The organism is Micromonospora sp. CA-259024 (genome assembly GCF_050936255.1).
Classification (GTDB): domain Bacteria; phylum Actinomycetota; class Actinomycetes; order Mycobacteriales; family Micromonosporaceae; genus Micromonospora.
Map to the genome: position 1 here is coordinate 2,045,044 of NZ_JBNJND010000001.1, position 24,741 is coordinate 2,069,784.

The following is a 24,741-nucleotide window of genomic DNA, read 5'->3' on the forward strand; positions in this document are numbered from 1 at the left end:
GCACCACCCCGGTGGCGCATGGTCCACGGGGGAGGGATCTCATGACTGACCCGATGTCCGCGTTCGACGGGCTCGCCGGGCGGATCGCCGACATCGAACGCCGGTTCGCGGGGCTCCGCGACGACCTGGCCGAGCTGTCCGGCACCGCGACCGACGAGAGTGGGCTGGTTTCGGCGACCGTCGACGCCACCGGCGCGTTGACCGGCCTCACCCTCGCGCCGGCAGCCCTGCGCGCCGGCACCGAGGGGCTGGCGGAGCTGGTGCTCGATGCGTACCGGCGGGCCCGGGCGACGGCCGGCGAGCACGTCGAGGAGCACACCGACGGGTTGGAGACCGCGCTCGGCACCGGGCTCACCGACCTGTTCGGCAAGCCCGGCGACTTCTCGGCGCTGGGCCGGTTGGAGGAGACCGTCGCCCGGCTCGGGCGGCTGGACGACCGCCTGCCGGGCTCGCCGTCGTGACGTCGCCGACCTGGCCGGAGATCGTCGCGCGGCTGCGGGACACGGTCGCCCGCTGTGACCGTGACACCGACCTGGAACTGTCCGCAGGTCCGCGCGGGATCCGGCTGCTGGTGCGCCGCGAGGTGGTGCGGGTGGTCTGCCCGGGGCATGACGAGGCACGCCTGGCCGCGCTCGGCTGGCACCGCCCGACCGACGGTGCGGGCTGGTGGTACGAGGCGCCGCGCACCCCGGCCCAACTGGAGCGGCTCTGCGTGTTCGTGGCTCGTACCGCCTCCGAGGTGCTGACCGGCGAGCCGGGCGCGCTCTCCTGCCGGGCGGTGCCACCGGCCGCCCGCCCCACACCGGCGGCGCGGCGGGCCGGGCCGGCCGCCACCCGGTCGGCACCTGCCGAGGTGGCACCCACCGGGCCGGCGGTGGGGGCGACGCCGACCGAGCCGGCCGTGGTCGCGAAGCCGGCCGAGGCGACCGCGCCGGCGGCGGTGGCGCTGCTCGCTGCGGCCGCCGACCGGCACGACCTGCCCGGCTACCTCGCAGTACTGGCCGGAGCCACGGTGTGCGTCCCGCTGAGCGGGGAACCGGCGGCGGACGCCGACTTCCCGTGGACGGTGGTCGGCGATGCGACCGGCGCGCCGCTGCTGCCGGTGTTCACCTCCCCCGGGGCGCTCACCGCGTTCGCCGGGGACGGCGTGCCGTTCGTCGCGCTGCCCTGCGCCGAACTGCTGGAGGACTGGCCGGACCCGTCGTGGGGGCTCGCGGTCGACCCGGGCGGGGCCCGGGCGGTCGCCCTGGCCGCACCGGCGCTGGCGGCCCTGCTGACGGCGAACGTTCGCGTCGGCTGACGCGCTGGGCGCCCGAGAACACGCGGGCGCGCACGGGGTGGCACGAACCGCCCACGCCAGCGTCGTTGGTCACCCCGGAGGGGGTGGCGAACGGCCGCTGGGCTGGGCAGCATGGATGGCATGGACTACGAATACGCGCCACTGCGGCTGCCGCCGAACGTCGACCGGTTGACCGCGGCGGCGCAGTTGGCGATCCAGGCGGAGTTCTCCGGATGGGAGTTGGCCCGGGTGCGGCTGTACCGGGACGGCACGCGGCAGGTGGTGCTGCGCCGTCGGCGGATCAACCAGCCGCAGCCGGGCCTGTCGTACTGAGCGCCGGGCGGTGACGTCCGGGGCCCGCTCGGGCCCCGGACGTCACCCGGGCCTAGTGCTGGTGCCCGGCGTGATCGTGGTCGTCGTCGAGCTCCAGGAACGGGTGCTCGTCGAGCCGGCCGACCAGCCGGTCGTCGGCCGCCGGCTGGAACGGGCCGACCGCGTCGTCGTCGTCGAACGACTCCAGGTCGACCGGGGTGCCCACCTCGCTGACCATGACCACCCCGTCGAGCGGTTCCAGCTCGGGGACGTCCAACGCGCCGAGCGAGCCGTCGCCGCTCTGCAGCAGCTCCAGCACCGCCTCGCCGACGCCCTCCACCGGCGCCGGCTCGTCGTCCTCCGGGGTGCCCTCGCGGCGGGCCGCCTCGGCCACGCGCAGCAGCGCGGCGACGCTCGGCACCCGGTAGTCACGACGCTGGCGCACCGAGATCACCCGGGGGTGCGGGTCACTGGCCTCGACCCCCTCGACGCCGCCGAAGCGCTCGTCGGCCTCGTCCGGGTCGATCGAGTCGACATCCCACGGCGTCACCTCGCCGAAGGCGTCGAGGAGCCGCTCGTCGTAGGCGTAGGAGGCGTTGTTCAACGCCACGTACGCCTGCCAGACGTCGTCGTCGTCGACGCGGCCCTGCGCGGCGCGTACGGCGGCCAGGTGGTGGCGGGCCGCTTCGATCACCCGCTCGAGAGCGGCGTCCAGCTCACCGTGCTGGTCGGTCATGTGGGGCAGTCCCTTCACGATGGGGAGGTTGCGCGCCGGCTGCAGCTGCCGGACACGACTAGCAGGTGCGGAGGAACCGGTCGAGAACCCGCACGCCGAACTGTAGTCCGTCCACCGGAACGCGCTCGTCGATGCCGTGGAACAACGCCGAGAAGTTCAGGTCGGCGGGCAGCCGGAGCGGGGCGAACCCGAAGCAGCGGATGCCGAGCTGGGAGAAGGCCTTGGCGTCGGTGCCCCCGGAGAGCATGTACGGTACCGGCCGCGCTCCCGGGTCCTCCGCTCGCAGGGCCGCGGACATGGCCTCGACCAGGTCACCGTCGAAGGTGGTCTCCAACGCCGGCTGCCGCTGGACGTACTCGATCGCGATGTCCGGGCCGACCAGCTCGCGCAGCTGCCGCTCCAGCAGCTCGGACTGGCCGGGCAGGCTGCGGCAGTCGATGGTGGCGGTGGCCCGGCCGGGGATGACGTTGTCCTTGTAGCCGGCGCTCAACCGGGTCGGGTTGGCGGTGTTGCGGATGGTCGCGCCGATGATGTTGGCGATCGGGCCGAGCTTGGCGATGGCGGTCTCCGGATCGTCCGGGTCCAACTCGATGCCGAGCACGTCGGAGACCTCCGTGAGGAAGGCCCGCACGGTGTCGGTGACCACCACCGGGAAGCGGTGCCGGCCGATCCGGGCGACCGCCTCGGCGAGCGCGGTGACCGCGTTGTCGTCGTGCACCATCGAGCCGTGCCCGGGGCGGCCCTTGGCGTGCAGGCGCAGCCAGTCGATGCCCTTCTGGGCGGTCTCGATGAGGTAGAGCCGCTGGCTGTCGTCGACCGAGTACGAGAAGCCGCCGACCTCACCGATCGCCTCGGTGCAGTCGTCGAAGAGGTCCCGGTGGTTCTCCACCAGGAAGCGCGCGCCGTAGTCGCTGCCGGCCTCCTCGTCGGCGGTGTACGCGAGCACGATGTCGCGTGGGGGCCGCACGCCGGTGCGCTGCCAGTCCCGCACGACGGCGAGCACCATCGCGTCGAAGTCCTTCATGTCGATCGCGCCCCGGCCCCACAGGTAGCCGTCGCGCAGCTCACCGGAGAACGGGTGCACCGACCACTCGTCGGCATCGGCGGGCACCACGTCCAGGTGGCCGTGCACCAGCAGTGCACCCCGGCTCGGGTCGGTGCCCGGGATGCGGGCCACCACGTTCGCCCGGCCGGGCGCGGACTCGTGCAGGACGGACTCCACGCCCACCTCGGCGAGCTTCTCCGCCACGTACTCGGCCGCGCGGCGCTCGCCGACGCTGGTGTCGTTGTCCCCCGTGTTGGTGGTGTCGATACGCAACAGGTCGCGGCAGAGGTCCACGACCTCTGCGGTGGGGTCGGGTCGGGAGGAGGCGGCATCGCTCGTCATCGCCTCTTCATACCAGCCCGAGTTGGTCGACAGGCCGGCGCACCGGCGTGGACGGCCCGGCGCACCGTTGCGCGCGGTCCGACACATCGACGGGTCGGTTTCGCCGAGACCGCGTTCGGGTACCGCCGCCCACGACCGCACATCCCTGCCGGAGCTTCCGCCCGCCAGTCGAGGAGGGCACCATGTCCGCCGTTCCCCTGCCGCCGCTGCCGCCCGCACCCGAGGAGGGCTACCGGCCCGCTGGTCGCAGCATCGCCGACATCGTGGACCAGGAGCACCGGCAGCTGCTGGCGCTGCTGGACCAGCTGACCGGCCCGGACGCCACGCCGCAGGAAGGGCTGGCGGTGCTCACCGCCGCGCTGTCGCGGCACCTGTCCGCCGAGGAGCAGTACCTGCTGCCGGCGGCGCGCGCCGCGCTGCCGACCGCCACCGAGCGGGTGGACGCCGAGATCAACGCCGACGCCGGCCTGCTGGCCACCCTCAAGGAGTTGACCGAGGAGACGCTGACCGAGGTCACCGAGCGGGTCCGCCGGCACGTCGACGGGGTGGGTGCGCTCGTCACCGAGTTGCGCACGGTGGCGACCGAGGAGGAGCTGATCCGGCTCGGCAACCGGCTGGAGATCGCCGAGGAGGCCGCGCCGACCCGACCACACCCGGGCACCCCGGCCACCCCTCCGTGGAACCGGATCGTGGAGCCGGCGGTCGGGGTGGTGGACAAGGTGCTCGACGCGGTGACCGGGCGGCCGACGTACCTGGCGGACCTGCCGGAGCCACCCCGCGACTGACGGGCGGCGACGTCCGCCACTGCATTCATTATCACCAATCCGCTTGGGCTATTCCGCCGGCTGACGCGTAGTCCTACCGTCACGGTATGAACCTGGAGCTGCGTCACCTGCGGGTGGTCTGCGCGATCGCGGAGACGGGGAGTGTGACCAAGGCGGCGTCGGCGCTCGGCCTGGCCCAGCCGGCGCTCACCGCCCAGCTCCAGCGCATCGAGCGGACACTGGGCGGCCCGCTGTTCGACCGGGACCGGCGCGGTGCCCGGCCCACCGCGCTCGGTGAGCTGGTACTGGCCCGGGCCCGGGTGCTGCTGCCGGCGATGAAGGGGCTGCAGGACGAGGCGGCCCGCCTGACCGGGGCCGGCGACGCGCCGCCATGCTACCGGTTCGGCGGGGTGAACAGCCCGATCCTGGGCCGGCTGGTGCACCGGTTGGCCGCCGAGCAGCCGCCCGCGCAGATCACCACGTACGCCTCCTGGTCCGTGGACGAGTTGGCGCAGTTGGTGGCCGGCGGCCGACTGGACTTCGCGCTCACCGGTGTGTGCGGGGATGCCAGCCCGTCGGCCGGTTTCGGTTTGAGCTGGCAGGAGGTCGCCATCGACCCGGTGCTGGTGCTGTTGCCGGAGACCCACCCCCTCGCGGCGCACGACGAGGTGCGCCTGGCGGACCTGCGTCACGAGCAGTGGGTCGCCGCGCCGGGCGACGGCTGCTTCAGCGACTGCTTCGCCGCCGCCTGCGCCCGCGCCGGCTTCACACCCCGCAAGGTGTACGAGACCGACATCCGCGGCTGCGTCGACCTGGTGGAGGCCGGCGTGGCGGTGGCGCTGTGCCAGGCGACGTTCCGCCCGGTGGCCGGGTTGGTCACCCGTCGGCTCGCCGGGATACCGCTGCGCTGGCGACTGCTGCTCGGCTGGCACCCGGACTCCCCCGCCGCGCAGGAGGCCGAACGGGTGTTGGCGACGGCCAAGGCGGCGTACGTCGACTCGTTGGCCCCGCATCCGGCGTACCTGGCCTGGCTGCTGCGCAATCCGGGGTTCGGCGTCCGGCAACCCACCGGGGTCCATCCGGGTTGAGCGAGAGGTAATCCCGGCCGGTGGCGGTGCGAACCGCCGTTGGCCGGGTATCTGGCGGACATGACCGACCTCTACCCGCCCGCCGACGACCGCGAACTGCTCCGTCAGGCGGCAGCCGCACACACCGCCGCCACCCGCGAGGTGGAGGCGTTCCTGCGCCGCCTGCCGGAGGTGCCCGACCCGGCCGACGTCACCGAGTACGCCAACCTGCTCACCCGGGAGGACCAGACCCGCGGCGACCGGGACGCCGCCGCCGACGCGGCGGGCCTGACCATCGGCAGCCTGGAACCCGACCAGGGCCATTGACATCCTCTCCGCCCTGAAGGACGAGGATTCCCTCCACGCTGCGTGTAGAACACGCGGCGTCCGGGTGGGTTACCGCTTCGCCGCGCGGTGCCGGGACGAGACCCGGTCTTACCTGCGCTCCACGGTCGTTTCCGTTGTCCGCCTGTCCGGCGGCCAACACGTTCAGCGCCGCATTCACATCTCGGTCGTGGGCTGCTCCGCAGGGGCAGTCCCACCCTCGGACGTTAAGCGCCATCTTCTCGCTGATCCGGCCACAGTCAGAGCACATGCGAGTGGACGGGAAGAACCGATCCACCCGGCCGAACGTGCGCCCGTACCTCGCGGCCTTGTACTCCAACATGCCCGTGAACGACGCCCAACCGGCATCGTGCACAGATTTCGCCAGCCGGGTCCGGCCGAGACCGGCGACGCACAGGTCCTCGACATAGATCGCTTGGTTCTCGCGAACTACCTTCGTGGACAGCTTGTGCTGCCAGTCGCGGCGGCTGTCGGCCACCCGGGCGTGCGCCCGAGCCACCTTCGTGACGGCCTTCTTTCGGCGGTTGCTGCCCTTCCGCTTGCGCGAGAGGGCATGCTGCAACCGCTTGAGCTTGCGGGCGGCGCGGCGCAGGAACTTCGGTGCGGCGACCTTCGTGCCGTCCGAGAGCACCGCGAAGTGGGTCAGCCCCAGGTCGATGCCGACTTCCGGCTCGACCTCGGGCAGCGGGGCATCCGTGGTCCGCACAACGAACGAGGCGAAGTACCGTCCGGCCGCGTCCCGAATCACCGTGACCGAACTGGCCTCGGACGGCAGGCAGCGCGACCAGCGCACCTCCACGTCGCCGATCTTCGGCAGTCGCAGACGCCCGTTGCCGAGGACCTTGAACCGGGAGTTCTTCGTGAACCGGATCGCTTGCCGGTTGTCCTCGCGGGACCGGTACATGGGCGGGGCCACCTTGCGGCCCCTACGCTTGCCGGCGACCGAGGCGAAGAAATTCCGGTACGCCACATTCAGGTCCGCCAAGGCTTGTTGCAGCACGACCGAGGACACCTCGCCGAGCCACACTCGATCCGGGGTGTCCTTGGCCAGGGTGATGACCCGCTTGGACAGGTCCCCATCAGAGATCCACTCCTCGCCCGCCTCGCGTGCCTGCTGACGCAGACGCAGCCCGTCGTTGAACACCACACGCGCACACCCGAACGCCTTCGCCAACTCGATCTGCTGACCCGACGTCGGGTACACGCGGTAGTTGTACCGGAGCTGCACGACGCCAACGTACCAATGATTTATAGCCGAATTCGAAGACATAAGCGCCGGCAGGCACTGCGTTTCGCAATGCATGCGCGCTGCGGATGGCTGCGGATGGTGCCGTCCCGGGTCGGGACGGCACCCTCGCGCGTGGCGCCGGCTCAGCGTTCGATGAGCGGGTCGTGGCCCAGGTCGAGCAGCGAGTGCCGCCAGGTGTCGTCGGCGTTGCCGCGCGACGGCTTGGTGTCCATCAGCTCGCGGATCCGCTCGACCGCCTCCCGCATCACCTCGATGTCCTCCGGGGTGAGGTCGACCTTGCGCTTGTTCAGCACCTTGAGGATCTCCCGCCCCGGCTGGGGCAGGTCGAGGTTCGGGTTGGACCCGAACGACTCCTCCCCGGACCCCCGGGTCAGCAGCCAGGTGCGCAACTGCTCCGAGGGGACGTTGACCTCGGCGTGGAAGTCCTCCCACAGCACTTCCACCTCGGGGTCGAGCCGCGCTTCGCGTACCATCAGGTCTCCTCTCCGGGCGGCGGCCCGGACGTCTCCGGGTCGTCCTGGTCGGTCTTCGGATGCAGGCCCTCCGCGGGCACCCGCGTCCGGCGGGGGTTCGCGGTGGGCGGCGCCAGGATCGGGTCGGGATGGTCGTCCTCGTCCCGGGTCTCCGCGGGCTTCGCGGGCTCGTGCGGCCGCTCGGGTTCCTCTCGTCGCGCCGGCCCGCTCATCGCGGGTGGGTGGTCGTGGCGGCGGTGTACCCCCGCTCGCCCGCGGTCACGTCGAAGGTGAGCGCGCCGTCGCGGACGTCCACGACGACCTTCTGTCCGGGTGAGATCGCCGACTCCAGCAGCATCCGGGAGAGATGGTTGTCCACCTCCCGCTGGATCACCCGGCGCAGTGGGCGGGCCCCGAACTCCGGCTGGTAGCCGTGCTCGGCGAGCCAGTCGATGCCGGCGGTGGTGAACTCCACCTGGAGATCCTGGGCGTGCATGCGACGTCGGGTCTCCTCCAGCAGCAGCGCGGTGATGTCGCGCAACTGCTCGGCCTCCAGCCGGCGGAAGATGATCACCTCGTCGATGCGGTTGAGGAACTCCGGTCGGAAGTTCTCCTGCAGGCGGCGCATCAACCGTTCGCGCAGTTCCTCGTTCTCCTGTTCGCTGCCCGGCTCTCCGGCGCCGAACCCGACGGCACGCTGGGTGCCGGTGATCAGCTCGGAACCGAGGTTGCTCGTCATGATCAGGACTGTGTTCTTGAAGTTCACCGTCCGGCCCTGACTGTCGGTGAGCCGCCCGTCGTCGAGCACCTGGAGCAGGATGTTGAACACGTCCGGGTGGGCCTTCTCGATCTCGTCGAGCAGCACCACCGCGTACGGGCGGCGCCGCACCGCCTCGGTGAGCTGGCCGGCCTCCTCGTAGCCGACGTACCCGGGTGGGGCACCGACCAGCCGGCTGACGGTGTGCCGCTCCTGGAACTCGCTCATGTCCACCCGGACCATCCGGTCCGCCTCGCCGAACAGCGCCTCGGCCAGCGCGCGGGCCAGCTCGGTCTTGCCGACGCCGGTCGGGCCGAGGAACAGGAAGCTGCCCATCGGTCGCTCCGGGTCGGCCAGCCCGGCCCGGGAGCGACGGACGGCCTCGGCGACCGCGGTGACCGCGTCGTCCTGGCCGACCACCTTCTGGTGCAGGTGCCCCTCCAGGCGCAACAGCCGGTCCCGTTCCTCCTCGGTGAGCTGGCTGACCGGGATGCCGGTGGCCCGGGAGACCACCTCGGCGATCTCCTGTGGACCCACCTCGGGCACCTGCGAGGACGACCCGTCGTCGCCGTTCGCGCGACGCACCGCCTCCTCCAGCTCGGCGATCCGGTCACGCAGCGCGGAGGCGCGCTCGTACTGCTCGTCGGTGACGGCCTGTTCCTTGTCCCGGCGTACCTCGTCGAGCTCCTGCTCCAGCTCCCGCACGTCGGCGGCGGGGGTACGGGTACGCAGTCGCACGCGCGCCCCGGCCTGGTCGATCAGGTCGATGGCCTTGTCCGGCAGGAACCGGTCGGTGACGTACCGGTCGGACAGCTCGGCGGCGGCGACCAGCGCCTCGTCGGTGAAGCGCACCTGGTGGTGTGCCTCGTACCGGTCGCGCAGACCGCGCAGGATGGCGATCGTGTCGTCGACGCTCGGCTCGGGCACCAGCACCGGCTGGAAGCGCCGGGCCAGCGCGGCGTCCTTCTCGATGCTCTTGCGGTACTCGTCGAGCGTGGTCGCGCCGATCACCCGCAGCTCGCCCCGGGCCAGCGCGGGCTTGAGCATGTTGGACGCGTCCATCCCGCCCTCGCTGCCGGCGCCACCCGCCCCGACCAGGGTGTGGATCTCGTCCATGAAGATGATCAGCTCGTCCCGGTGCGCCCGGATCTCGTCGATCACCTTCTTCAGCCGTTCCTCGAAGTCCCCCCGGTACCGGGTACCGGCGACCAGGCCGGCCAGGTCGAGTTGGACGACCCGCTTGCCGAGCAGGGTCTGCGGCACGTCGCCGTCGCAGATCCGTTCGGCCAGGCCTTCGACGATGGCGGTCTTGCCCACGCCGGCCTCGCCGATCAGCACCGGGTTGTTCTTGGTACGCCGGGACAGGATCTCCACGGCCTGCTCGATCTCGTCGGCCCGTCCGATCACCGGGTCGATCTGATCGTTGCGGGCCAGGTCGGTGAGGTCCTGGCCGTACTGGTCGAGGGTGGGGGTGCCGCGATCCGGCTTCGGGCCGGTCATCGGCCCGCGCTCGGCGTTGGCCGCCTGCAACGACTCGGGTTGGATCCGGCCGGCGGCCAGCATCCGCCCGGCCGGCGACTCCGGGTTGAGTGGCAGCGCCATCAGGATGTGCTCGGGGCCGATGTAGTTGGCGCCCATCGCCCGGGACAGCTGATGGGCGTCGAGCAACGCCCGCTTGGCGGCTGGGGTCAACGACAGGTTGGGTGGCACCTCCCCGCGCGGCGCGCCGTCGCCCTTCCCGCCGAGCGCGTTCAGCAGGGTGTCGGGGTCTGCTCCGGCCCGGCGTACCAGGTCACGCAGGGGTTCGCGTTGCAGCGCCGCCCAGAGCAGGTGGTCGGTATCCAGGTCGCTGCTGTGGCGTTGCGCGGCCCGCCGGGCCGCGTCGGCCAGCATCTCCCGGGCGTCAGCCGTCATCAGCCGGGTGATGTCGACCCGGTGCGGCGGTCGGCGCCCTCCCTCACCCCGGCCGAAGTACCTGGCCAGGAATTCGTCCCACGGGTCGGAGCCGATGTCACCGGGTCCCATCATGTCTGTCCTCCGCAGTTGGCGCGGCACGGTCGGCAGGGGCTACCCGGCGCGCGCCCTGACAAACGCCGCAGGTGGCGGAGCACCGGCATCCTGGGAGTGGCGTCGGGCCGGGGCCGGCCGATGGTGGCAGGCTGACGGGATGGATGAGACCCCGCTGTTGATCGTGGATGGCGCCAACGTGGTGGGCTCCCGCCCGAACGGGTGGTGGCGTGACCGTGCGGGGGCCACGGCCCGGCTACGCGACTCCCTCGCCCCGGTGGCGACCGTCGGGTTGCCGGCCCGGCTGCCCGCCCCGGTGGAGGTGGTGTTGGTGGTCGAGGGGGCCGCGCGGGACGTGCCGGGCACCGACGGCGTCCGGGTGGTCTCCGCCGCCGGCTCCGGTGACGACACGGTGGTCGAGCTGGTGGAGGCGGCGCCTCGGCGGCGCCGGCTGGTGGTCACCGCCGACCGGGAGTTGCGCGGCCGGGTGACCGCGCTGGGCGCCGAGGTGTACGGCCCGCGCTGGCTGCGCGAGTCCCCCACCAGCAGCTGAGAGCTTCTCGCACTGGGACTCCCACAGAACGGACTCCCGGCACTTCAGGGGGCCTACCGGACAGGCGGGCAGGAACACCGACAGGGCGGATGTTCTTTCGGGGCCGCCGATAGGCTCTAATGGAGCTCTCCCCGCCCCCAGGAGGTTCCGCCGTGGCGAGCGTCGCCGAGTTGAAGGCTGCCATCGATGTCGCCCTCCAACAGATCGGGGACGGGCAGACAGCCGTGCAGGCGGCCGGCGAGAAACTGGCCGAGGCACAGCAGACCCTGGCCGGCGCACTGGAGGGCAGCGGGCACGAGACGGTGGAGGCGGCCCAGGCGTCGCTGACCCAGGCCAGCCAGGAGCTGGAGGAGTGTCTCGCCGCGACACTGGTCGCGGTGGAGCAGGCGCAGCTCTACGTCGCCACCCTGTAGGCCGCCGTGTCCATCATCGAGGACGTCGGTGGGCAGGTCCGTGCCGCCAGCGAGGAGTTCCCGGTGGCCCTGCTCGGGCAGGCGCTGGAGAAGTTCGGCCTGGCCGCGGAGCGACTGCGCTGGGTACGGCAGGAGTCGGCCAACCCGATGGGAGTGCCCGAGTTGTCCGCCGCCACCGAGCACGCCGAGAGCGCCGGCTACGCGTTGCGGGTGGCACAGGAGCAGCTCTCGGCGTATCTGGCGGCGATCGGGCTCGCCGGGGACGGCGGCCCGGCACCCCGCCCGCAACCGCGCGAACCCCGGCACGACACACCACCGGCCGCCGGGCCGACCACCGTGGCACCGGAGCCGGCCGAACAGGTGCGGCTGCGCCGCTGGTGGTCGGTGCGGGTGGCCGAGCTGACCGGCGGGCGCGACGGCGGCGCCGACGAACCCGACGAGCGGCTGGACGACTCCCAGGAATTGCTGCGCCGCGTCGTACGCGGGGTGCGCGCCGGTGACCGGGACCGGCTGCGTACCGAACTGCGCCGGGCCCCGGCCGACGTGGGGCTGGGTTTGGCGGCGCTCGCGCCACCGCTGCTGCGCGAGCTGGCCGGGGAGCTGCTGGGGCACCCGCCGCGCGCCACCGACCTCGGGCGGCTGCGCGGGGAGTTGGACGGGCGCGTCCGCGACCTGCTGCCCGGGCTGCCGCCACCGGTGCTGGAGACGCTGCTGACCCGGGTGTGCCGGATGCCGCCGCCACGCGCCTCCGGGGAGCCGCCGCACGCCGCCGACTCCGCGGTGACGGCCGGTGTGGCGGCCGGGCTGCTGCTCGCCCGGCTCGGCCGGGATCTGCCCTCGGGCAACGGCCCACAGCCGGCAGGCGCGGGGCAACCGGTGGGCGCGGGACAGCCGGTGGGCGGGCGGCCGGCCGGCGTCGGTCCGCGCCCGGACGGTGCGGTTCAGCGGGCGGGAGGAGCGGTTGGGCAGCGCTCCGGCGGGCTACCGCCGCGCTCCGGCAGCCCGTGGCGGGACGCGCCGACTCGTCGAGGCTCCGATGGCTGACCGGCGCGGTCAGCTGGCCACCCGGGTCCGGGACACCCTCGCCGAGGCGTTGGGCGCGACCCGTACCCGACTGTCCGCCGCCCAGGCCGAGCTGACCGCCGGGCGGGAACGGCTGGCCCGGGTCCAGCGGGCGGCGGCCGCCGTACCGGAACGGGTGGCAGCCCAGCGCGACCGCCGGCTCGCCGATATCGACGCCCGGCACTCCACCCGGATCGCCGAGCTGGCCCGGCGCGCCGCCGAGGCCGCCCGCCAGGAGGCGCCCGGCTGCGCGGGCGCGGACTGGCCGGGGTGGACGCCGACGCCCGCCCAGCGGGCGGAGCCGCCCGGCGCGCTGCGGGTCGGCACGGTCCGGATCGACGGCGTCGACCCGGTGCCCGCGCTGGTGCCGCTGCTCGACGCCGGGCACGTGCACCTCTCCGGGGACGACCGCGCCGGCTGCGACGCGGTGGTGGCCGCGTTGCTGCTGCGGGCCGTCGGCCGTGCGGACCCGGGGGCGGTACGCCTGATCGGGTACGACCCCGAGCAGCTCGGCGGCGGCCTGGCCGGGTTCGCCCCGCTGGGCACGGCGGGGCTGCTCACCTTCGTCGGCCCCGGCGGGCTGAGCCCACTGCTCGACGACCTGGTGGAGCAGATCCGCCGGATCAACGAGACGGTGCTCGCCGGCGAGTACGCCTCCCTGCGCGAGCTGGCGGCGGCCACCGGCCGACGACCCGAACCGTGGCGGGTGGCGGTGCTGCTCGGTGGTGAGGAGCTGAACCGGCACGAACGCGGGCAGCTGGACCGGGTGGTACGAGCCGGCGCGGCCTGCGGCGTGCACCTGGTGGTCCACGGTGTGCCGTTGCCGGAGGATCCGACGGTGACCCGGGTGGTGGCCGGGGTGTCCGGCGCGCGCATCGGAGGTGCGTCCGGTCTGCCGGTCCGGCTGGACCCGCCGCCACCGGCGACGCTGGTCACCGAGACCTGCCGGGAGACCGCCGCCCGGGTGAACGCGGGCCCACCGCCGACTCCGTTCGCCGACCTTCTGCCACCGCCCGAGCTGATGTGGCGGGAGGATTCCGCCGACGGGCTGACCGCGTCGATCGGCGAGGGTCCGCACGGCCGGCCGGTACGGCTGACGTTGGGAGACTATCCACCGCACGCGCTCATCGGTGGGCCGTCCGGCACCGGCAAGACCAACCTGATCTTCGCCTGGATCGGCGCGCTGGCGGCCCGCTACTCCCCCGCCGAGCTGGAGTTCTACCTGCTCGACTTCAAGGAGGGGGTGTCCTTCGCGCGGTTCGCGCAGGGCCGGCGCGACCCGAGTTGGCTGCCGCACATGCGTCTGGTCGGGATCAACGTCAACACCGACCGGGAGTTCGGGCTGGCGCTGCTGCGCTTCCTCGCCGAGGAGTTGCGCCGGCGAGCCGACGCGGCCAAGAAGCACGAGGTGACCAAGCTGGCCGAGCTGCGGGCGGTCGACCCGACCGGGCACTGGCCCCGGATCGTCGCGGTGGTCGACGAGTTCCAGATGCTGCTGGCCGGTCGGGACGTGGTCGCCCGGGAGGCGGCCGACCTGCTGGAGGACCTGGCCCGGCGCGGCCGGTCGCAGGGCATCCACCTGGTGCTCGCCTCGCAGGACGTGCGGGGCATCGAGGCGCTGTGGGGCCGCCCGGCGCTGGTCGCCCAGTTCACCCTGCGCATCGCCTTGCCCAAGGCGCTGCGGATCCTCGCCGAACGCAACGACGCGGCGCAGTCGCTGCCCCGCTGGCACGCGGTGGTCAACGCCGAGTCGGGCATGGTGGAGGGCAACGAGGTCGCCCGGATCCCGTCGGCCAGCGACTGGGAGACGTGGAGCGGGTTGCAGCACCGGCTGTGGCGGATGCGCCCCGCCGACGCGGCACCGGCCCGGCTCTTCGACGGCGACGCGATTCCCCGGCTGGCGGACGCCCCGGATTTCCGGGCACTCACCGTGCCACCGGACGGGACCGTCCCGCGTAGCCCGGTGGCCCTGCTCGGCGAGATCATCGACGTGCAGTCCCGCTCGGCGGCGCTGCGGCTGCCACGCGCCCCGGGCCGCAACCTCGCGGTGTTGGGCACCCGGGTCGACGAGGCGTGCGCGGTACTCGACGCGGCGGCACGGTCGCTGGCCCGCCAGCACCCGCCGGGGACCGCCCGGTTCTCCATCGCCTGCCTCGACCCGGACGCCGACCCGATCGCCCGCGCCCTCTACGACGACCTGGCCGACGACGCCGCCTGGTACGACGAGGAGACCGTCGGTGAGCTGATGGCCGAGACGGCCGACGGGCTGACCGGCCCGGGCAGCCCGCACTACCTGCTGCTGTTCGCGGTCGACGCGGCGGCCGGCGCGCTGGCCGCCCGCGCGGGCCGGCGCACCGGCCTGGAGCAGCTACGCCGGATCCTGCACGACGGACCGGAACGACGGACGCACGTGCTGGCGTGGTGGCGGGGGGTGGCCCGGATGCGCGCCGACCTGGGTGGGCCGGCCGCCCGTACCGACCAGATCGGGGCCTGGGTGGCGCTGGACGCGCACGGAGGCGAGCTGGGTGCCTCGCTCTACCCGGGCACCGGCGGCCCGGACTGGTATCCCCGCCCCTGGCGGGGGCTCTTCTTCGACCGGGCGGTCCACCGCACCGGACAGGTGATCATCCCCTACGGACCATCGCGATGAACGAACCGGTGACCAGCGAGACGTACGCGGCGCAGCTCCGGCGACTGGCCGACCTGACGGCACGGGTACGCGAGCAGCGCGGCGAGGCGCACACCTGGTACGAGCGGCAGTGCACGGCGGCCGAGCGGGCCGTCGCCGACGCCGCCGATCAGGTCCAGCGCGCCGAGGAGGAACTCGTCGCTGCGCGCGAGCAGCAGGAACGAGTGGACGCCGAGGTGGCGCACCTGTGGCAGCAGGTACGCACGCGGCTGGGGGCCCGGCGCCTCGGCGGCCCGCCCGCTCCCGCGAACGGCAACGGGGCCACCGACCCGGTGCTGCTGCTCGGACGGGCCCGTGACCTGCTCGACCGGGCGGGGCAGCCGGGTGAGCTTCCGGGTTCGGTCAACCCGCTGCTGGCGCTCTGCGGGGTGGCCGGCGCCGTGCTGGCGTACGCGCTGGGCGCTGGCGCGCGTGCGCTCGGCGTCGGGTACGGCGGCGACCTGGCGGTCGGGATGCCGGTGCTCGCGCTGGTGGTGACCCTGCTCGGGCCGCTGGTCGGCCTGGTGCCGGCGCGGGTGCTGGCCGATCGCCGGCACGCGGTGCTCGGCCCTCGGCCGATCACGGTGGTCATCGGAGCGGGTCTGCTGACCACCGCGCTGCTGCTGGTGCTCGGTCGCTGACCCGACGGGCGCGGTCGTCGCCGGCGCGGCCTGCGGCGCGCCCGCTGCGGCGCCGACGGGATGACCGACTCGGTTTTCCGGAAACCGGGCTGTCCCGTCCCTCCGGACACCGCGACTTCCACGAGGCCGAGCCGATCACCGCCGCCGGCGGGACCTTCACGCCGGCACCACGACGGCCTCGCGGAGCAGTCGGCGGGCCAGGGTGACCCGGTCGGCGTCGTCGGGTAGCCCGGGTAGGTCACCCACCCGGGTGACCGTGCCGTCGAGCAGGGCGCGAGCCGCCGGCTCGCAGTCGGCCGGCAGGGTGATGGTGCGATCGAACAGGCGCAGCGCCACCGTTTCCGGGCCGTGCGGTACGAGCTGCCAGCGCAGGCCCGGACGCAGAGTGAGCCGGGTGTCGGCGTCCAGTGCCGCCAGCGCGTCGGCCTGGGCGAGCGGCCGGATCGGCGCCGGGCGGGCGGCCGGCCAGGCGCGCTGGCGCAGCCTCGCGGCGACCACGCTCGGGTCGGCGCGCAGCAGCCAGTCCCGCAGTGCCTCGACCGTCTCGGTGAGCTCGGGCTCGATGGCGTCCGGGTCGGCCACGTCGGTGCCGAACGGCAGGCTGGCCCGCAACCGCTGGTCCTCGGTGGCCAGCGCGAGCAGCTCCTCGACCATGGCGTAGCGGGTGAGCGCGCGGATGCCCACGGTCAGGTGCAGGGAGCTGGCGTCCTGCGCCTGCGCGCTGTGCAGCCAGCCCCGCGGCAGGTAGAGGGCGTCGCCGGGGGCGAGCACCACGTCCAGCGCGGCGGGACCCTGCGCGGTGGCGCCCACCTCGTCGGCGCGGCCACCCCACGGCTGCTTCTCCAGCGGATCGGGCAGCACCGGCGGGTGGATCCGCCAGTGTTTGCGACCGTCGACCTGGAGCACGAACACGTCGTGGGTGTCGTAGTGGGTGGCGAAGCCCTGGCTGCCCGCCGGGGTGAGATAGGCGTTGACCTGCAACGGCTGGTTGAGCGCGAGGCCCAGGTCGCGGGCGAAGTCGACAAGCGGCGGCCAGATCCGGTGCAGACCCTGCAGCACCAGCGTGGCGCCGGAGGCGTACTGCTCCAGGATGCGCTCGTCGAGCACCTGGTCGCCGATCTCGGCTCCCGCGCCGCCGCCACCGGTCCAGCGCGCCGCCGCGACCAACTGGCCGTCCTTGGCGACGCGCAGGAACGGGGTACGCAGACCGCGCCGGCTCAGCAACTCGTCGGCGTCGGCGGGGCTGAGCAGGTCGGTGAAGCCGGCCGGCTCGGGCAGCTCGGCGGCGCGGGACAGCAGCGGCGTGTGCCCCCAGTGCGCGGCGGCGAACTTGGCCGGTTCGACCGAGACGCAACGGGCCAACGCCGCGTTCGCGGACGAAACCGCCGGGCGGCCCTGGCCGCCCGGCGGGTCGAGGTGCGTCATGGCGTGCCGCTACCGGGCGCTGCCGTCGGCGCCACCGTCCTGCTGGCCCGAGGTGGCACCACCATCGGCCGGGCCCTCCGCGCCACTGTCCGCGCCACCGTCCTGCTGCCCCGGGGTGGCACCACCATCGGCCGGGCCCTCCGCGCTGCCATCGGCGCCACCGTCGTGCTGCCCCGGGGTGGCACCACCGTCGGCCGGGCCCTCCGCGCCACCGTCCGCACCACCGTCCTGCCGGCCGGGGGTCGCGCCACCGTCGGCCGGACCCTCCATGCCGCCGCCGCCCGTGGTCTGCATGTCGTCATCGTTGAGTGCCATCGGTACTCCCTCGGGTGTGCCGCCCCCGCCATCCGCCGGGGTCCGTCATGCTGCGGGTGGTACCCCACGCGCGATCTTCTCTAACCCTCACCGTAGACGCCGAACCAGGGCGACACGCTCGGTTCGCGAGCGGCGGCGGTGAGTGCCAGGATGGGACGGTGATCCTGGTGGGCACATCCGGCTGGCAGTACCGCGACTGGCGGGGCCGCTTCTACCCGCAACGGCTGCCGCAGCGGCTCTGGCTGGAGCACTTCGCGGACGGGTTCGCCACCGTCGAGGTCAACAACGCCTTCTACCGGCTGCCGGAGCGGGACACCTTCGCCGCCTGGCGGGCACGGACTCCTGCGGACTTCTGCGTGGCGGTGAAGATGAGCCGCTACCTCACCCACATCAAGCGGCTGCGTGAGCCCGCCGAGCCGGTGGCCCGTTTCCTCGGTCGCGCCACCGCACTCGGTGACCGGCTCGGCCCGGTGCTGCTGCAACTCCCACCGAACCTGCGGGCGGACGTCGAGGCGCTCGACGCGACACTGCGGCTGTTTCCGGCGGAGGTACGGGTCGCGGTGGAGCCCCGGCACCCCTCCTGGTGGACCGACGCCACGCGGGCGGTGCTGGAACGGCACCGGGCGGCGCTGGTCTGGGCGGATCGGCTCGGGCGTCCGGTCGCCCCGCGCTGGCGCACCACCGACTTCGGTTATCTGCGGCTGCACGAGGGGCGGGCCCGGCCCTGGCCCCGGTACGGCCGTGCCGCGCTCCGGTCCTGGGTGAGCCGGCTGACCGACGCCTTCGGCGCGGGCGAGCCGGCGTACGTCTACTTCAACAACGATCCGGGCGGTGCCGCCATCGTGGACGCCGTCGCGTTCGCCGCGCTGGCCCGTCGGGCCGGGCACCCGGTGACCCGGGTGCCATCCTCCGCCGAGGCGGACACCTCCGGCGACTGAGCCCGCCCGACGGGTCGGGCGGGCTCACCGCGTCAGGGCGTCACGGCATCATGGTGGCGAGGTCCTTGGGCATGGTGTCCTTCACGTCCTGCCACTCGCCCTGGGTGACGTGTCGGCGCAGGGTGTCCAGCACCACCTGCGTCACCCGTTCCGCGCCGCCCTCCACGTCGTACGGGAAGCCCTGACGGACCTCGTAGAGGAAGTCGTCCCGGTTGAGCTTGATCGGCACGTCGGACGGAACCCACCCGTCGAAGTAGATCCCCCGGACCAACACCGGCAACTGCTGGGCGAACTCGACACTCTCGTTCACCGGCAGCCGGTCGCGCAGCAGGTGCAGCACCGTGCGCAGGGCCGCGTACGACTGGTTGCGCTGATCCTTCGGCCAGCCGTAGGCATTCTCGATGTCCTTGAGAATGAGGTTCGTCTTGTCCAGCGAGGACTCAAACGCTGAGATCATCGTGTCAGCCATCGGTCGACCCCCGTTCCGTGTTGTCCCACCGTCGGTCATCGGCACGGCGCGGTGGCCCCACCGGGCCGCCGCGGGCCCGCACCGGGCTGCCCTGCGGGGCGCGCCGGGCGTGGTCGGCCGTCCCGACCACGTGCAGGACGGCACCACGCCGTCGATCCGTCACCACTCGAACCGTCATCCCCGTCACCTCCGTGTCGTCTCCGGCGTCGGCCACCCTCGGGTGGCCGTACCCACCGCGTCCACCCTCCCTGCGGGTCGGGTGACCCGGCCCCACCCCGATCGGGTGAGCCGGGAAATGGCCCGGGGGCGGTCCGGTCCGCGCTATCCGTCTCCACCCAGCAGCGCCGTCAGCTGCTGCGCGTTGGTCTGCGCGTAGTCGCGGTAACAATTGTTCATGAGGACGTGGGTCTGGCCGGCCTCGTCGGCCAGCTCGCGCAGCTTCGGTGCCCAGTCGGCCAGCTCCCGCTTCGAGTAGCGGTAGCCGAACTTCTCGTGGATGTCCTTGCTGGTCCACTTGTCGCTGTGACCGTGGAAACGCACCACCGCGAGATCCGCGGTGGCGGCCAGCACCGGGGGCAGCGACGAGCGGTGCCCCTGGGGCATGTCCACGCAGACGTACGGCAGTTTGTGCTCGCGCAGGAAGGTCAGCGTCTCGTCGGCGTTGTCACCGTCGAACCAGGAGGCGTGCCGGAACTCGTAGATCGGGCGCAGCGGAGCGCAACGCTTCGCCACCTCCAGCAGGTACTGCTTGTTGGCCCGCTTGATGGTGAACCAGGGCGGGAACTGGAACAGCACCGCGCCCAGCTTGCCCGCCTCGACGAGTGGGTCCAGCGCGGACAGGAAGCGCGTCCAGACCTCCTCGTACGACTGCGCGGGCAGGTCGTCGGGGTAGACGTTCTTCTTGTCGGTCTCCGGCCGCAGGTCCTTGTAGAGCGCGCTGACCCGGGTGGGATGCCCGGTCAGCAGGCTGAACGCCTTGATGTTGAAGGTGAAGCCGGCCGGGGTGCGTTCGGCCCACAGCCGGGCGGTCGCCTCGGCGGGCGGCGAGTAGTAGGTGGCGTCCACTTCGACCAGCGGAAACTGGCGGGCGTAGTAGGCCAGCCGCTTCTCCGGTGTGTCCGCGGTCTGCGGATACCACCCCGAGTCCAGCAAGGTGCGGTCGGTCCAGGACGCGGTGCCCACGAGGATGTCACCCATGGGTGCAGTCCATCGCGTCGCGGACCGACCGGCAACCGCTGGCGTCGCTCAGGCCGCCCGCCGTTCGCGGGTCTGCTTGCAGGTCACACACGTCGTGGCGGACGGGAAGATCTCCAGCCGTTCGACCGGGATCGCCGCCGAGCAGCCTTCGCACCAGCCGTAGGTGCCCTCCTCCAGCCGGCCGAGGGCGTGCTCGTACTGGGCGCGGCGGTCGAGGATGGTGCGCAGCAGGGACTGCGCGGTGTCCCGCTCGGCCGTCTTGGTGCCGCTGTCGGCCTGGTCGTCGCCGGCGGTGTCGCCCACCTCCACCAACCGCAGCACCTGGCTCTGGAGCACGGCCTGCTCGTACTCGGCGGTCAGTTCGTCGTAGCGCGCCTGGAGGGAGAGCCGGATCTGGTCGATCTCCGCCTGGGAACGGGCCGTACCGACCGTGTCGTGGACGAGCATCGCTGCCTGCCTTTCCTGGGCCTGTGGCTCACGGTGAACCGGGTGCCGGCGGCGTCAAGCCCCGGTCACGGTCGCATTCGGTACGCGGGGGATCACCCGCGCTCTGTGAGCCGGGCGAGTACCCGCCGGATCAACCGACCAAACCGCTGAATTCTCGGCGGTTGTCAGCCGTCGCCGTCGGGCTCCACGAGCGCGGGGCGGCGGGGGTCGTCGGCCCGCACCACCACGTCGGCGAAGCTCGCCGGGGCGACCTCCTCGGCGTACCGGTCGAAGGCCGGCAGCGCCCACTCCTGGGCCGGTTCGGTTCGCCGACGCAGCGCCGCCGAAGACAGCTCCAGGTGGACGGTGACGTCGAAGGGCAGGCCGCCACCGAGCAGCAGCGGGCCGCTGACCAGGACGACGCCGCCGGGTGGCAGGTCGACGTAACGGGCACGGCTGGCCCGGTCGGCGTCGGCGTCCCAGAGCGACGGGAGCAGGCGCCCGGTGCCGCCCGGGCCAGCCGGGTCGAGCACCTCCCGGCGCAGCCCGGCCTCGTCGACCCACGCCTCGTAGAAGGAGTCCGGGTTGGTGCGGCCCAACTCGAAACGCAGGGACGCGGGGCGGAGGAAGTCGGTGGCGCGTACGTGCAGCACCGGACGGCCCTGGGCGCGTAACGGGTCGACGAGCGCGGCGGCCAACTCGTCGGCACCGGCGGCGGGTGCGCCGTCCACCGCCACCCGCAGGCGCGCCGGCCCGGGGGCGGCGGTCGCGGCGCGGGTCGCGGCGTCGGCGAGCCGGCCGGTCAGCTCGGTGACGAGCAGGTCGGGCGAGATGGGGCGGATGCGCACCGGACCATCCTGCCCCGCGTCGGGTGGGTCGGTGACGGCGGTCAGCCGGTGCGGTCGATGGTGACCCGGGCGTCGTCGGCCAGCCGGTAGCCCACGCCGTAGACGGTGGTGACCAGGGGTACGTCCACGCCCACCTTGCCGCGTAGCCGACGCACGTGCACGTCGACGGTGCGGACGCCGGCGTGCTCGTAGCCCCAGACGGCGTTGAGCAGTTGCAGCCGGGTGAACACCCGGCGCGGATGGGCGACCAGGTGCAGCAGCAGGTCGAACTCCAGCCGGGTCAGCGGCAGCGGCTCCTCGTCGCGCAGCACCGAGCGGGACGAGGCGAGGATGTGCAGGGCGGGGATGGTCGGGCTGAGCGCGCGGGCCGGCGACCGGTTGGCCGGCGCCTGGTCGGGGCGGCGTTCGGCCGGAACGGAGCCGACGATCACGCCCTCGCCCCGCTCCAGCATCTCGCGGGCGGCCTCGATCAGCCGACGCGCCGCCGGGGTCAGCGACTCCTCACAGACCAGCGGGATGGACAGCGTCACGGTGAGCACGGGCGCGGCGGTGTTCGCCGGGCGGCGCTGGCCGCCCGGCGGCCGACCGGGCACCGCGGGTTGGGACGTATGCCATCCGGCGCGCGACGAGGCGGGGCTGACCGACATGGTCCTCCTTGGGCTGGTCCGGGTATCTCCCCACGGCCCGGGACGCCGCTTCATCGATGCTTCCCGGCGCCTGGGCGAGGGTCAAGAGGCGGCTGCGTTGCATGAATGTGACAATTGACGAACACATCGGAGCCAGACGCTCGCTCTGCGTACGAAGCCTGATGATTACAGCAGAGTCGCCGAGATGCCCCGATACGGGGGTCCCCGCCCGGTTCACCGGTGCGGTCACATCGCCGCCGGACCAGCGCTCAGCGGCTGTGGTCCACGCTGATCCGCGCCTCGTCGGCCAGCCGGTAACCGACCCCGTAGACGGTGGTGACCACCTCCGTTCCGTCGAGCTTGGCGCGCAGCCGGCGGACGTGCACGTCCACGGTCCGGGCCACCGCGTGCTCGTAGCCCCAGACGCTGGACAACAGCTGGAGGCGCGTGAAGACCCGGCGGGGCCGCTCGGCCAGGAACAGCAGCAGCTCGTACTCGATGCGGGTCAGTGGGACGACCCGGTCGCCCCGGCGGACCGTCCGCGAACCGGCCAGGATGCGGACCTGGTCGGCGTCGGCGGACGGCTCGCCGGTGGCAGCGCTCGGGGCCGGCTGCGGCCCCGGCGCGGCGTCCTGGACGGTGCCCAACCGACCCTCCCCCGACTCGGCCAGCTCGCCCAGCAACTGCACCAGCCGGGCCAGTCGGGGGCTCAGCGGCCCCGGGGCGAGGTCGAGGGTGATGGTCAGGGTCGGGCCGGTGCGCGGACGGATCGGGCGCGCACCCGGGTGACGGCGCGTGGGGATGGCGACGACGGACATGGTGCCTCCTGAGTGGCGGTACGCCCGCCACGCCCGGTGCGGCGTGACGGTCAGTGGCGCGCCCACCCGGCGGTGACCGGGGACGCGAGGGGGTATGCGCGGTGCAGCGGCGTCGGGCCGAGGGCGGGCAGGCCGGCGATCCGCCAGGCCGCGAACCCACCGACCACGTCGGTGGCCCGGCGCAAACCGATGTCCCGCAACGCGGCGGCGGCCAGCGACGAGGTGTAGCCCTCCTGGCAGAGGATCACCACCGGTACGTCGTAGTCGACCGCCTGCGGCAGGCGGGCCGGGCAGCGCGGATCGAAGCGCCACTCCAGCACGTTGCGCTCGATCGCGAGCGAGCCCGGCACCACGCCGTGCGCGGCCCGCTGCGCGGCCGGTCGGATGTCGACAAGCAGCGCCCCGCTCCGGTACGCCAGGTGGGCACGCTCCGGGTCCAGCCGGTCGAGCCGGGCACGCGCGGCGGCCAGGATCTCGTCGATGCCCCGGGAGCCCGGTGGCGGCACGGGCGCCGGACAGTGCTCGGTGGTTATCTGCATTCTCGATGTCCTTCCGGTGACGGGGGTGGGTCGTGGCGCACCGCGCTCACCAGGACCGGCCGGCCTCGGCGACCTCGGCGACCCGCAGTCGCCCGTCCAGCAGGTGGTAGCGGGTCATCCGCACCAGCGCCGGCCGGTAGACGTGCACGCTCACCCCCGGTTGCTCGCCCCGGTTGGTCACCTGGTGCACGTGCCGGGGGCCGAAGCGGCGACCGGTGCCGGCGGGCAGAAGCCGTGGGCGCAGCCGGTCGCCGGTGACCGTCTCCTCGGTGAGCGCCCCGTCGACGACCCGGAACGCTCCGGCGGAGCCACCGTGGTCGTGCAGGTCGGTGCCCTGCCCGGGTAGCCAACTCAGCGCCCACACCTCGTGGTCGTCGGCGACGGCGAGGCGGGCGTACCAGCGCTCGGCGGGGTCGAAGCGCAGCGTGACCGGCCAGCCGGCCGGGTCGGCCCAGCGGGCGGCGACGGCGAGCAGGTCAGGCTCCGAACGGTGGTGGGTCATGGCGGTTCCTCGCGGGTGGTTCGGCGGGGTGCCCTCGTACTCTAGACGGTAAAGCCTATAGGTTTAGTAGGTAATTCCACGTGCTGGGACGCGCGCCCGGGCCCACAGCCGATCAGCGCAGCACCGGTGGGTCCACCCGGTAGCCGGGCAGCGACGGCCACCGCACGGTCAGCACCACCGAGGCGCGCTCGGCGAACCAGGAGTGGTCCACCCCCCGGGCCCACACCACGTAGTCGCCCGGGGCGGCCAGTCGCACCGTCCGGTCCGGAAGCTCCACCCGGAAACACCCCTCCACGAGCACCAGAAGGGTGGTTCGCCGCTCCCCGGTCGCCCACCGCGACCGGGCCTGTCCGGGCGGATGCACGCCCCACTTCACCTCGACGTCGGCACTGTGTCGGATCTCCTCCGGCGGCGCGAAGTGCCCGAGCAGCCAGCCGGCGTTGTCGGCTCCGTCGACACCCGCGTTGCCCACGTACACCGTCTCACCCATCGGACCCTCCCCCAGCGCGCCGGCCGAGCAACGTACCAGGGGCGGCGCGACTAACCTGGACCGGTGACCGAGGATCTCGACGCGGAGACGCTGGCGTTCGCGCACCGGATGTTCGACCTGGCCCGGGCCGGCTCCACCGAGGAGTTGGCCGCACAGCTCGACGCCGGCCTACCGGTCAACCTCACCAACGACAAGGGCGACACACTGCTGATCCTGGCCGCCTACCACGCCCACCCGGACACGGTGACCGCCCTGCTCAGCCGCGGCGCCGACCACTCCCGGGTCAACGACCGGGGTCAGACCGCGTTGGCCGCCGCGGTGTTCCGCAGCAGCACCGAGGCGGTCCGCGCGCTCCTCGCCGCGGGCGCCGATCCGGCGCATGGCGACCCGTCCGCGGCCGAGACCGCGCAGTTCTTCGAACTTCCCACGATGACGGAGCTGCTGCGCGCCGGCTGA

General features: G+C 73.4%; 31 protein-coding genes. 13 read left to right on the forward strand and 18 right to left on the reverse strand.

The genetic code is table 11. From position 1 onward, the window contains the following. Positions 1-41: 41 nt before the first annotated feature. The 3 genes from ACQEUX_RS08805 to ACQEUX_RS08815 all read left to right on the forward strand — a co-directional run bounded on the left by ACQEUX_RS08805 (position 42) and on the right by ACQEUX_RS08815 (position 1,612). Positions 42-461 carry a YbaB/EbfC family nucleoid-associated protein gene (locus ACQEUX_RS08805; RefSeq protein ID WP_433043915.1) on the forward strand — a complete coding sequence of 140 codons (420 nt, stop codon included), beginning with the start codon at positions 42-44 and terminating at the stop codon, positions 459-461. After that, the gene (locus tag ACQEUX_RS08810) at positions 458-1,300 is read left to right on the forward strand and encodes an SseB family protein (RefSeq protein WP_433043918.1); all 843 of its coding nucleotides are present in this window, start codon (positions 458-460) and stop codon (positions 1,298-1,300) included. The genes ACQEUX_RS08805 and ACQEUX_RS08810 overlap by 4 nt, the downstream gene beginning before the upstream one ends. Positions 1,301-1,420: 120 nt before the next feature. After that, positions 1,421-1,612: a DUF5703 family protein gene (locus ACQEUX_RS08815; RefSeq protein ID WP_030332768.1), complete on the forward strand. Its 192-nt coding sequence runs from the start codon at positions 1,421-1,423 to the stop codon at positions 1,610-1,612. A 52-nt stretch (positions 1,613-1,664) separates the two neighbouring features. On the opposite strand, the gene ACQEUX_RS08820 is transcribed toward ACQEUX_RS08815, so the two are convergent. After that, complete coding sequence (locus ACQEUX_RS08820; RefSeq protein WP_433049693.1) at positions 1,665-2,327, reverse strand: hypothetical protein; 663 nt, start codon at positions 2,325-2,327, stop codon at positions 1,665-1,667. 58 nt (positions 2,328-2,385) lie between these two features. Continuing rightward, entirely contained in the window at positions 2,386-3,714 is a 1,329-nt protein-coding gene (locus ACQEUX_RS08825) for a M20/M25/M40 family metallo-hydrolase (protein WP_433043922.1), read from the reverse strand. 182 nt (positions 3,715-3,896) lie between these two features. On the opposite strand from ACQEUX_RS08825, the gene ACQEUX_RS08830 reads away from it, so the two are divergent. The 3 genes from ACQEUX_RS08830 (at position 3,897) to ACQEUX_RS08840 (ending at position 5,872) form a co-directional block, all read left to right on the forward strand. Then, positions 3,897-4,499: a hemerythrin domain-containing protein gene (locus ACQEUX_RS08830; protein WP_433043925.1), complete on the forward strand. Its 603-nt coding sequence runs from the start codon at positions 3,897-3,899 to the stop codon at positions 4,497-4,499. An 86-nt stretch (positions 4,500-4,585) separates the two neighbouring features. Next, positions 4,586-5,566: a LysR family transcriptional regulator gene (locus tag ACQEUX_RS08835; RefSeq protein WP_433043928.1), complete on the forward strand. Its 981-nt coding sequence runs from the start codon at positions 4,586-4,588 to the stop codon at positions 5,564-5,566. A gap of 60 nt (positions 5,567-5,626) precedes the next feature. Continuing rightward, entirely contained in the window at positions 5,627-5,872 is a 246-nt protein-coding gene (locus ACQEUX_RS08840) for a hypothetical protein (RefSeq protein ID WP_433043931.1), read from the forward strand. Here ACQEUX_RS08840 and ACQEUX_RS08845 read toward each other — a convergent pair. From ACQEUX_RS08845 to ACQEUX_RS08860, 4 genes are all read right to left on the reverse strand, one after another. Beyond that, complete coding sequence (locus ACQEUX_RS08845) at positions 5,778-7,118, reverse strand: RNA-guided endonuclease InsQ/TnpB family protein (protein WP_433043934.1); 1,341 nt, start codon at positions 7,116-7,118, stop codon at positions 5,778-5,780. The genes ACQEUX_RS08840 and ACQEUX_RS08845 overlap by 95 nt on opposite strands. A 143-nt stretch (positions 7,119-7,261) precedes the next feature. Continuing rightward, positions 7,262-7,612: a DUF3140 domain-containing protein gene (locus tag ACQEUX_RS08850; RefSeq protein ID WP_433043937.1), complete on the reverse strand. Its 351-nt coding sequence runs from the start codon at positions 7,610-7,612 to the stop codon at positions 7,262-7,264. Then, positions 7,612-7,824, reverse strand: a complete 213-nt coding sequence (locus ACQEUX_RS08855) for a hypothetical protein (protein ID WP_433043940.1) — start codon at positions 7,822-7,824, stop codon at positions 7,612-7,614. Before ACQEUX_RS08855 ends, ACQEUX_RS08850 begins: the two co-directional genes overlap by 1 nt. Continuing rightward, positions 7,821-10,376, reverse strand: a complete 2,556-nt coding sequence (locus ACQEUX_RS08860; RefSeq protein WP_433043943.1) for an ATP-dependent Clp protease ATP-binding subunit — start codon at positions 10,374-10,376, stop codon at positions 7,821-7,823. The genes ACQEUX_RS08855 and ACQEUX_RS08860 overlap by 4 nt, the downstream gene beginning before the upstream one ends. A 139-nt stretch (positions 10,377-10,515) precedes the next feature. On the opposite strand from ACQEUX_RS08860, the gene ACQEUX_RS08865 reads away from it, so the two are divergent. The 5 genes from ACQEUX_RS08865 to ACQEUX_RS08885 all read left to right on the forward strand — a co-directional run bounded on the left by ACQEUX_RS08865 (position 10,516) and on the right by ACQEUX_RS08885 (position 15,692). Continuing rightward, positions 10,516-10,908 carry a hypothetical protein gene (locus tag ACQEUX_RS08865; RefSeq protein ID WP_433043946.1) on the forward strand — a complete coding sequence of 131 codons (393 nt, stop codon included), beginning with the start codon at positions 10,516-10,518 and terminating at the stop codon, positions 10,906-10,908. Positions 10,909-11,060: 152 nt separating this feature from the next. Next, a complete protein-coding gene (locus ACQEUX_RS08870) occupies positions 11,061-11,321 on the forward strand; it encodes a hypothetical protein (protein ID WP_030504016.1) in 261 nt (86 codons plus the stop codon). Between the two features lie 6 nt (positions 11,322-11,327). Beyond that, positions 11,328-12,365 (forward strand): hypothetical protein, encoded by a 1,038-nt coding sequence (locus ACQEUX_RS08875; RefSeq protein WP_433043950.1) that lies wholly within the window; start codon positions 11,328-11,330, stop codon positions 12,363-12,365. Next, positions 12,358-15,033 carry an FtsK/SpoIIIE domain-containing protein gene (locus ACQEUX_RS08880; protein WP_433043953.1) on the forward strand — a complete coding sequence of 892 codons (2,676 nt, stop codon included), beginning with the start codon at positions 12,358-12,360 and terminating at the stop codon, positions 15,031-15,033. Before ACQEUX_RS08875 ends, ACQEUX_RS08880 begins: the two co-directional genes overlap by 8 nt. Next, complete coding sequence (locus ACQEUX_RS08885) at positions 15,030-15,692, forward strand: hypothetical protein (protein ID WP_433043956.1); 663 nt, start codon at positions 15,030-15,032, stop codon at positions 15,690-15,692. Before ACQEUX_RS08880 ends, ACQEUX_RS08885 begins: the two co-directional genes overlap by 4 nt. Positions 15,693-15,848: 156 nt before the next feature. On the opposite strand, the gene ACQEUX_RS08890 is transcribed toward ACQEUX_RS08885, so the two are convergent. Then, on the reverse strand, positions 15,849-17,117 hold the full coding sequence (locus ACQEUX_RS08890; RefSeq protein WP_433043959.1) for a cupin domain-containing protein: 1,269 nt from the start codon (positions 17,115-17,117) through the stop codon (positions 15,849-15,851). A gap of 9 nt (positions 17,118-17,126) precedes the next feature. After that, complete coding sequence (locus tag ACQEUX_RS08895; RefSeq protein WP_433043962.1) at positions 17,127-17,432, reverse strand: hypothetical protein; 306 nt, start codon at positions 17,430-17,432, stop codon at positions 17,127-17,129. Positions 17,433-17,590: 158 nt separating this feature from the next. Between ACQEUX_RS08895 and ACQEUX_RS08900 the strand changes: the two genes are divergently transcribed. After that, a complete protein-coding gene (locus ACQEUX_RS08900) occupies positions 17,591-18,370 on the forward strand; it encodes a DUF72 domain-containing protein (protein ID WP_433043965.1) in 780 nt (259 codons plus the stop codon). 40 nt (positions 18,371-18,410) lie between these two features. Here the strand turns inward: ACQEUX_RS08900 and ACQEUX_RS08905 are convergent, their stop codons facing one another. The 10 genes from ACQEUX_RS08905 to ACQEUX_RS08950 all read right to left on the reverse strand — a co-directional run bounded on the left by ACQEUX_RS08905 (position 18,411) and on the right by ACQEUX_RS08950 (position 24,285). Further along, positions 18,411-18,839: a DUF2267 domain-containing protein gene (locus tag ACQEUX_RS08905; RefSeq protein WP_433043968.1), complete on the reverse strand. Its 429-nt coding sequence runs from the start codon at positions 18,837-18,839 to the stop codon at positions 18,411-18,413. Then, positions 18,832-19,017: a hypothetical protein gene (locus tag ACQEUX_RS08910; RefSeq protein WP_433043971.1), complete on the reverse strand. Its 186-nt coding sequence runs from the start codon at positions 19,015-19,017 to the stop codon at positions 18,832-18,834. Before ACQEUX_RS08910 ends, ACQEUX_RS08905 begins: the two co-directional genes overlap by 8 nt. A gap of 143 nt (positions 19,018-19,160) precedes the next feature. Continuing rightward, complete coding sequence (locus ACQEUX_RS08915; RefSeq protein WP_433043974.1) at positions 19,161-20,036, reverse strand: DUF72 domain-containing protein; 876 nt, start codon at positions 20,034-20,036, stop codon at positions 19,161-19,163. 48 nt (positions 20,037-20,084) lie between these two features. Further along, the gene (locus ACQEUX_RS08920; RefSeq protein WP_433043977.1) at positions 20,085-20,483 is read right to left on the reverse strand and encodes a TraR/DksA family transcriptional regulator; all 399 of its coding nucleotides are present in this window, start codon (positions 20,481-20,483) and stop codon (positions 20,085-20,087) included. Between the two features lie 164 nt (positions 20,484-20,647). Continuing rightward, positions 20,648-21,310, reverse strand: a complete 663-nt coding sequence (locus ACQEUX_RS08925; protein WP_433043980.1) for a uridine kinase — start codon at positions 21,308-21,310, stop codon at positions 20,648-20,650. A 41-nt stretch (positions 21,311-21,351) separates the two neighbouring features. Further along, positions 21,352-21,957 (reverse strand): winged helix-turn-helix domain-containing protein, encoded by a 606-nt coding sequence (locus ACQEUX_RS08930; RefSeq protein WP_433043983.1) that lies wholly within the window; start codon positions 21,955-21,957, stop codon positions 21,352-21,354. Positions 21,958-22,205: 248 nt separating this feature from the next. Next, the gene (locus ACQEUX_RS08935; protein WP_433043986.1) at positions 22,206-22,754 is read right to left on the reverse strand and encodes a winged helix-turn-helix domain-containing protein; all 549 of its coding nucleotides are present in this window, start codon (positions 22,752-22,754) and stop codon (positions 22,206-22,208) included. Between the two features lie 50 nt (positions 22,755-22,804). Next, positions 22,805-23,293: a rhodanese-like domain-containing protein gene (locus tag ACQEUX_RS08940; RefSeq protein ID WP_433043989.1), complete on the reverse strand. Its 489-nt coding sequence runs from the start codon at positions 23,291-23,293 to the stop codon at positions 22,805-22,807. A gap of 46 nt (positions 23,294-23,339) precedes the next feature. Next, complete coding sequence (locus tag ACQEUX_RS08945; RefSeq protein WP_433043992.1) at positions 23,340-23,795, reverse strand: cysteine dioxygenase; 456 nt, start codon at positions 23,793-23,795, stop codon at positions 23,340-23,342. 112 nt (positions 23,796-23,907) lie between these two features. Further along, positions 23,908-24,285, reverse strand: coding sequence for a signal peptidase I (locus ACQEUX_RS08950; RefSeq protein ID WP_433043995.1), 378 nt, complete (start codon positions 24,283-24,285; stop codon positions 23,908-23,910). A gap of 108 nt (positions 24,286-24,393) precedes the next feature. On the opposite strand from ACQEUX_RS08950, the gene ACQEUX_RS08955 reads away from it, so the two are divergent. Next, on the forward strand, positions 24,394-24,741 hold the full coding sequence (locus tag ACQEUX_RS08955) for an ankyrin repeat domain-containing protein (protein ID WP_433049696.1): 348 nt from the start codon (positions 24,394-24,396) through the stop codon (positions 24,739-24,741).

What these genes read in the sequence shown, in the direction of transcription:
- ACQEUX_RS08805 (WP_433043915.1), top strand. Translation starts at nt 42, where the DNA reads ATGACTGACCCGATGTCCGCGTTCGACGGGCTCGCCGGGCGGATCGCC.
- ACQEUX_RS08815 (WP_030332768.1), top strand. Translation starts at nt 1,421, where the DNA reads ATGGACTACGAATACGCGCCACTGCGGCTGCCGCCGAACGTCGACCGG.
- ACQEUX_RS08820 (WP_433049693.1), bottom strand. Translation starts at nt 2,327, where the DNA reads ATGACCGACCAGCACGGTGAGCTGGACGCCGCTCTCGAGCGGGTGATC.
- ACQEUX_RS08825 (WP_433043922.1), bottom strand. Translation starts at nt 3,714, where the DNA reads ATGACGAGCGATGCCGCCTCCTCCCGACCCGACCCCACCGCAGAGGTC.
- ACQEUX_RS08830 (WP_433043925.1), top strand. Translation starts at nt 3,897, where the DNA reads ATGTCCGCCGTTCCCCTGCCGCCGCTGCCGCCCGCACCCGAGGAGGGC.
- ACQEUX_RS08835 (WP_433043928.1), top strand. Translation starts at nt 4,586, where the DNA reads ATGAACCTGGAGCTGCGTCACCTGCGGGTGGTCTGCGCGATCGCGGAG.
- ACQEUX_RS08840 (WP_433043931.1), top strand. Translation starts at nt 5,627, where the DNA reads ATGACCGACCTCTACCCGCCCGCCGACGACCGCGAACTGCTCCGTCAG.
- ACQEUX_RS08850 (WP_433043937.1), bottom strand. Translation starts at nt 7,612, where the DNA reads ATGGTACGCGAAGCGCGGCTCGACCCCGAGGTGGAAGTGCTGTGGGAG.
- ACQEUX_RS08855 (WP_433043940.1), bottom strand. Translation starts at nt 7,824, where the DNA reads ATGAGCGGGCCGGCGCGACGAGAGGAACCCGAGCGGCCGCACGAGCCC.
- ACQEUX_RS08860 (WP_433043943.1), bottom strand. Translation starts at nt 10,376, where the DNA reads ATGATGGGACCCGGTGACATCGGCTCCGACCCGTGGGACGAATTCCTG.
- ACQEUX_RS08865 (WP_433043946.1), top strand. Translation starts at nt 10,516, where the DNA reads ATGGATGAGACCCCGCTGTTGATCGTGGATGGCGCCAACGTGGTGGGC.
- ACQEUX_RS08880 (WP_433043953.1), top strand. Translation starts at nt 12,358, where the DNA reads ATGGCTGACCGGCGCGGTCAGCTGGCCACCCGGGTCCGGGACACCCTC.
- ACQEUX_RS08885 (WP_433043956.1), top strand. Translation starts at nt 15,030, where the DNA reads ATGAACGAACCGGTGACCAGCGAGACGTACGCGGCGCAGCTCCGGCGA.
- ACQEUX_RS08890 (WP_433043959.1), bottom strand. Translation starts at nt 17,117, where the DNA reads ATGACGCACCTCGACCCGCCGGGCGGCCAGGGCCGCCCGGCGGTTTCG.
- ACQEUX_RS08895 (WP_433043962.1), bottom strand. Translation starts at nt 17,432, where the DNA reads ATGGCACTCAACGATGACGACATGCAGACCACGGGCGGCGGCGGCATG.
- ACQEUX_RS08905 (WP_433043968.1), bottom strand. Translation starts at nt 18,839, where the DNA reads ATGGCTGACACGATGATCTCAGCGTTTGAGTCCTCGCTGGACAAGACG.
- ACQEUX_RS08910 (WP_433043971.1), bottom strand. Translation starts at nt 19,017, where the DNA reads ATGACGGTTCGAGTGGTGACGGATCGACGGCGTGGTGCCGTCCTGCAC.
- ACQEUX_RS08915 (WP_433043974.1), bottom strand. Translation starts at nt 20,036, where the DNA reads ATGGGTGACATCCTCGTGGGCACCGCGTCCTGGACCGACCGCACCTTG.
- ACQEUX_RS08920 (WP_433043977.1), bottom strand. Translation starts at nt 20,483, where the DNA reads ATGCTCGTCCACGACACGGTCGGTACGGCCCGTTCCCAGGCGGAGATC.
- ACQEUX_RS08930 (WP_433043983.1), bottom strand. Translation starts at nt 21,957, where the DNA reads ATGTCGGTCAGCCCCGCCTCGTCGCGCGCCGGATGGCATACGTCCCAA.
- ACQEUX_RS08935 (WP_433043986.1), bottom strand. Translation starts at nt 22,754, where the DNA reads ATGTCCGTCGTCGCCATCCCCACGCGCCGTCACCCGGGTGCGCGCCCG.
- ACQEUX_RS08940 (WP_433043989.1), bottom strand. Translation starts at nt 23,293, where the DNA reads ATGCAGATAACCACCGAGCACTGTCCGGCGCCCGTGCCGCCACCGGGC.
- ACQEUX_RS08945 (WP_433043992.1), bottom strand. Translation starts at nt 23,795, where the DNA reads ATGACCCACCACCGTTCGGAGCCTGACCTGCTCGCCGTCGCCGCCCGC.
- ACQEUX_RS08950 (WP_433043995.1), bottom strand. Translation starts at nt 24,285, where the DNA reads ATGGGTGAGACGGTGTACGTGGGCAACGCGGGTGTCGACGGAGCCGAC.
- ACQEUX_RS08955 (WP_433049696.1), top strand. Translation starts at nt 24,394, where the DNA reads ATGTTCGACCTGGCCCGGGCCGGCTCCACCGAGGAGTTGGCCGCACAG.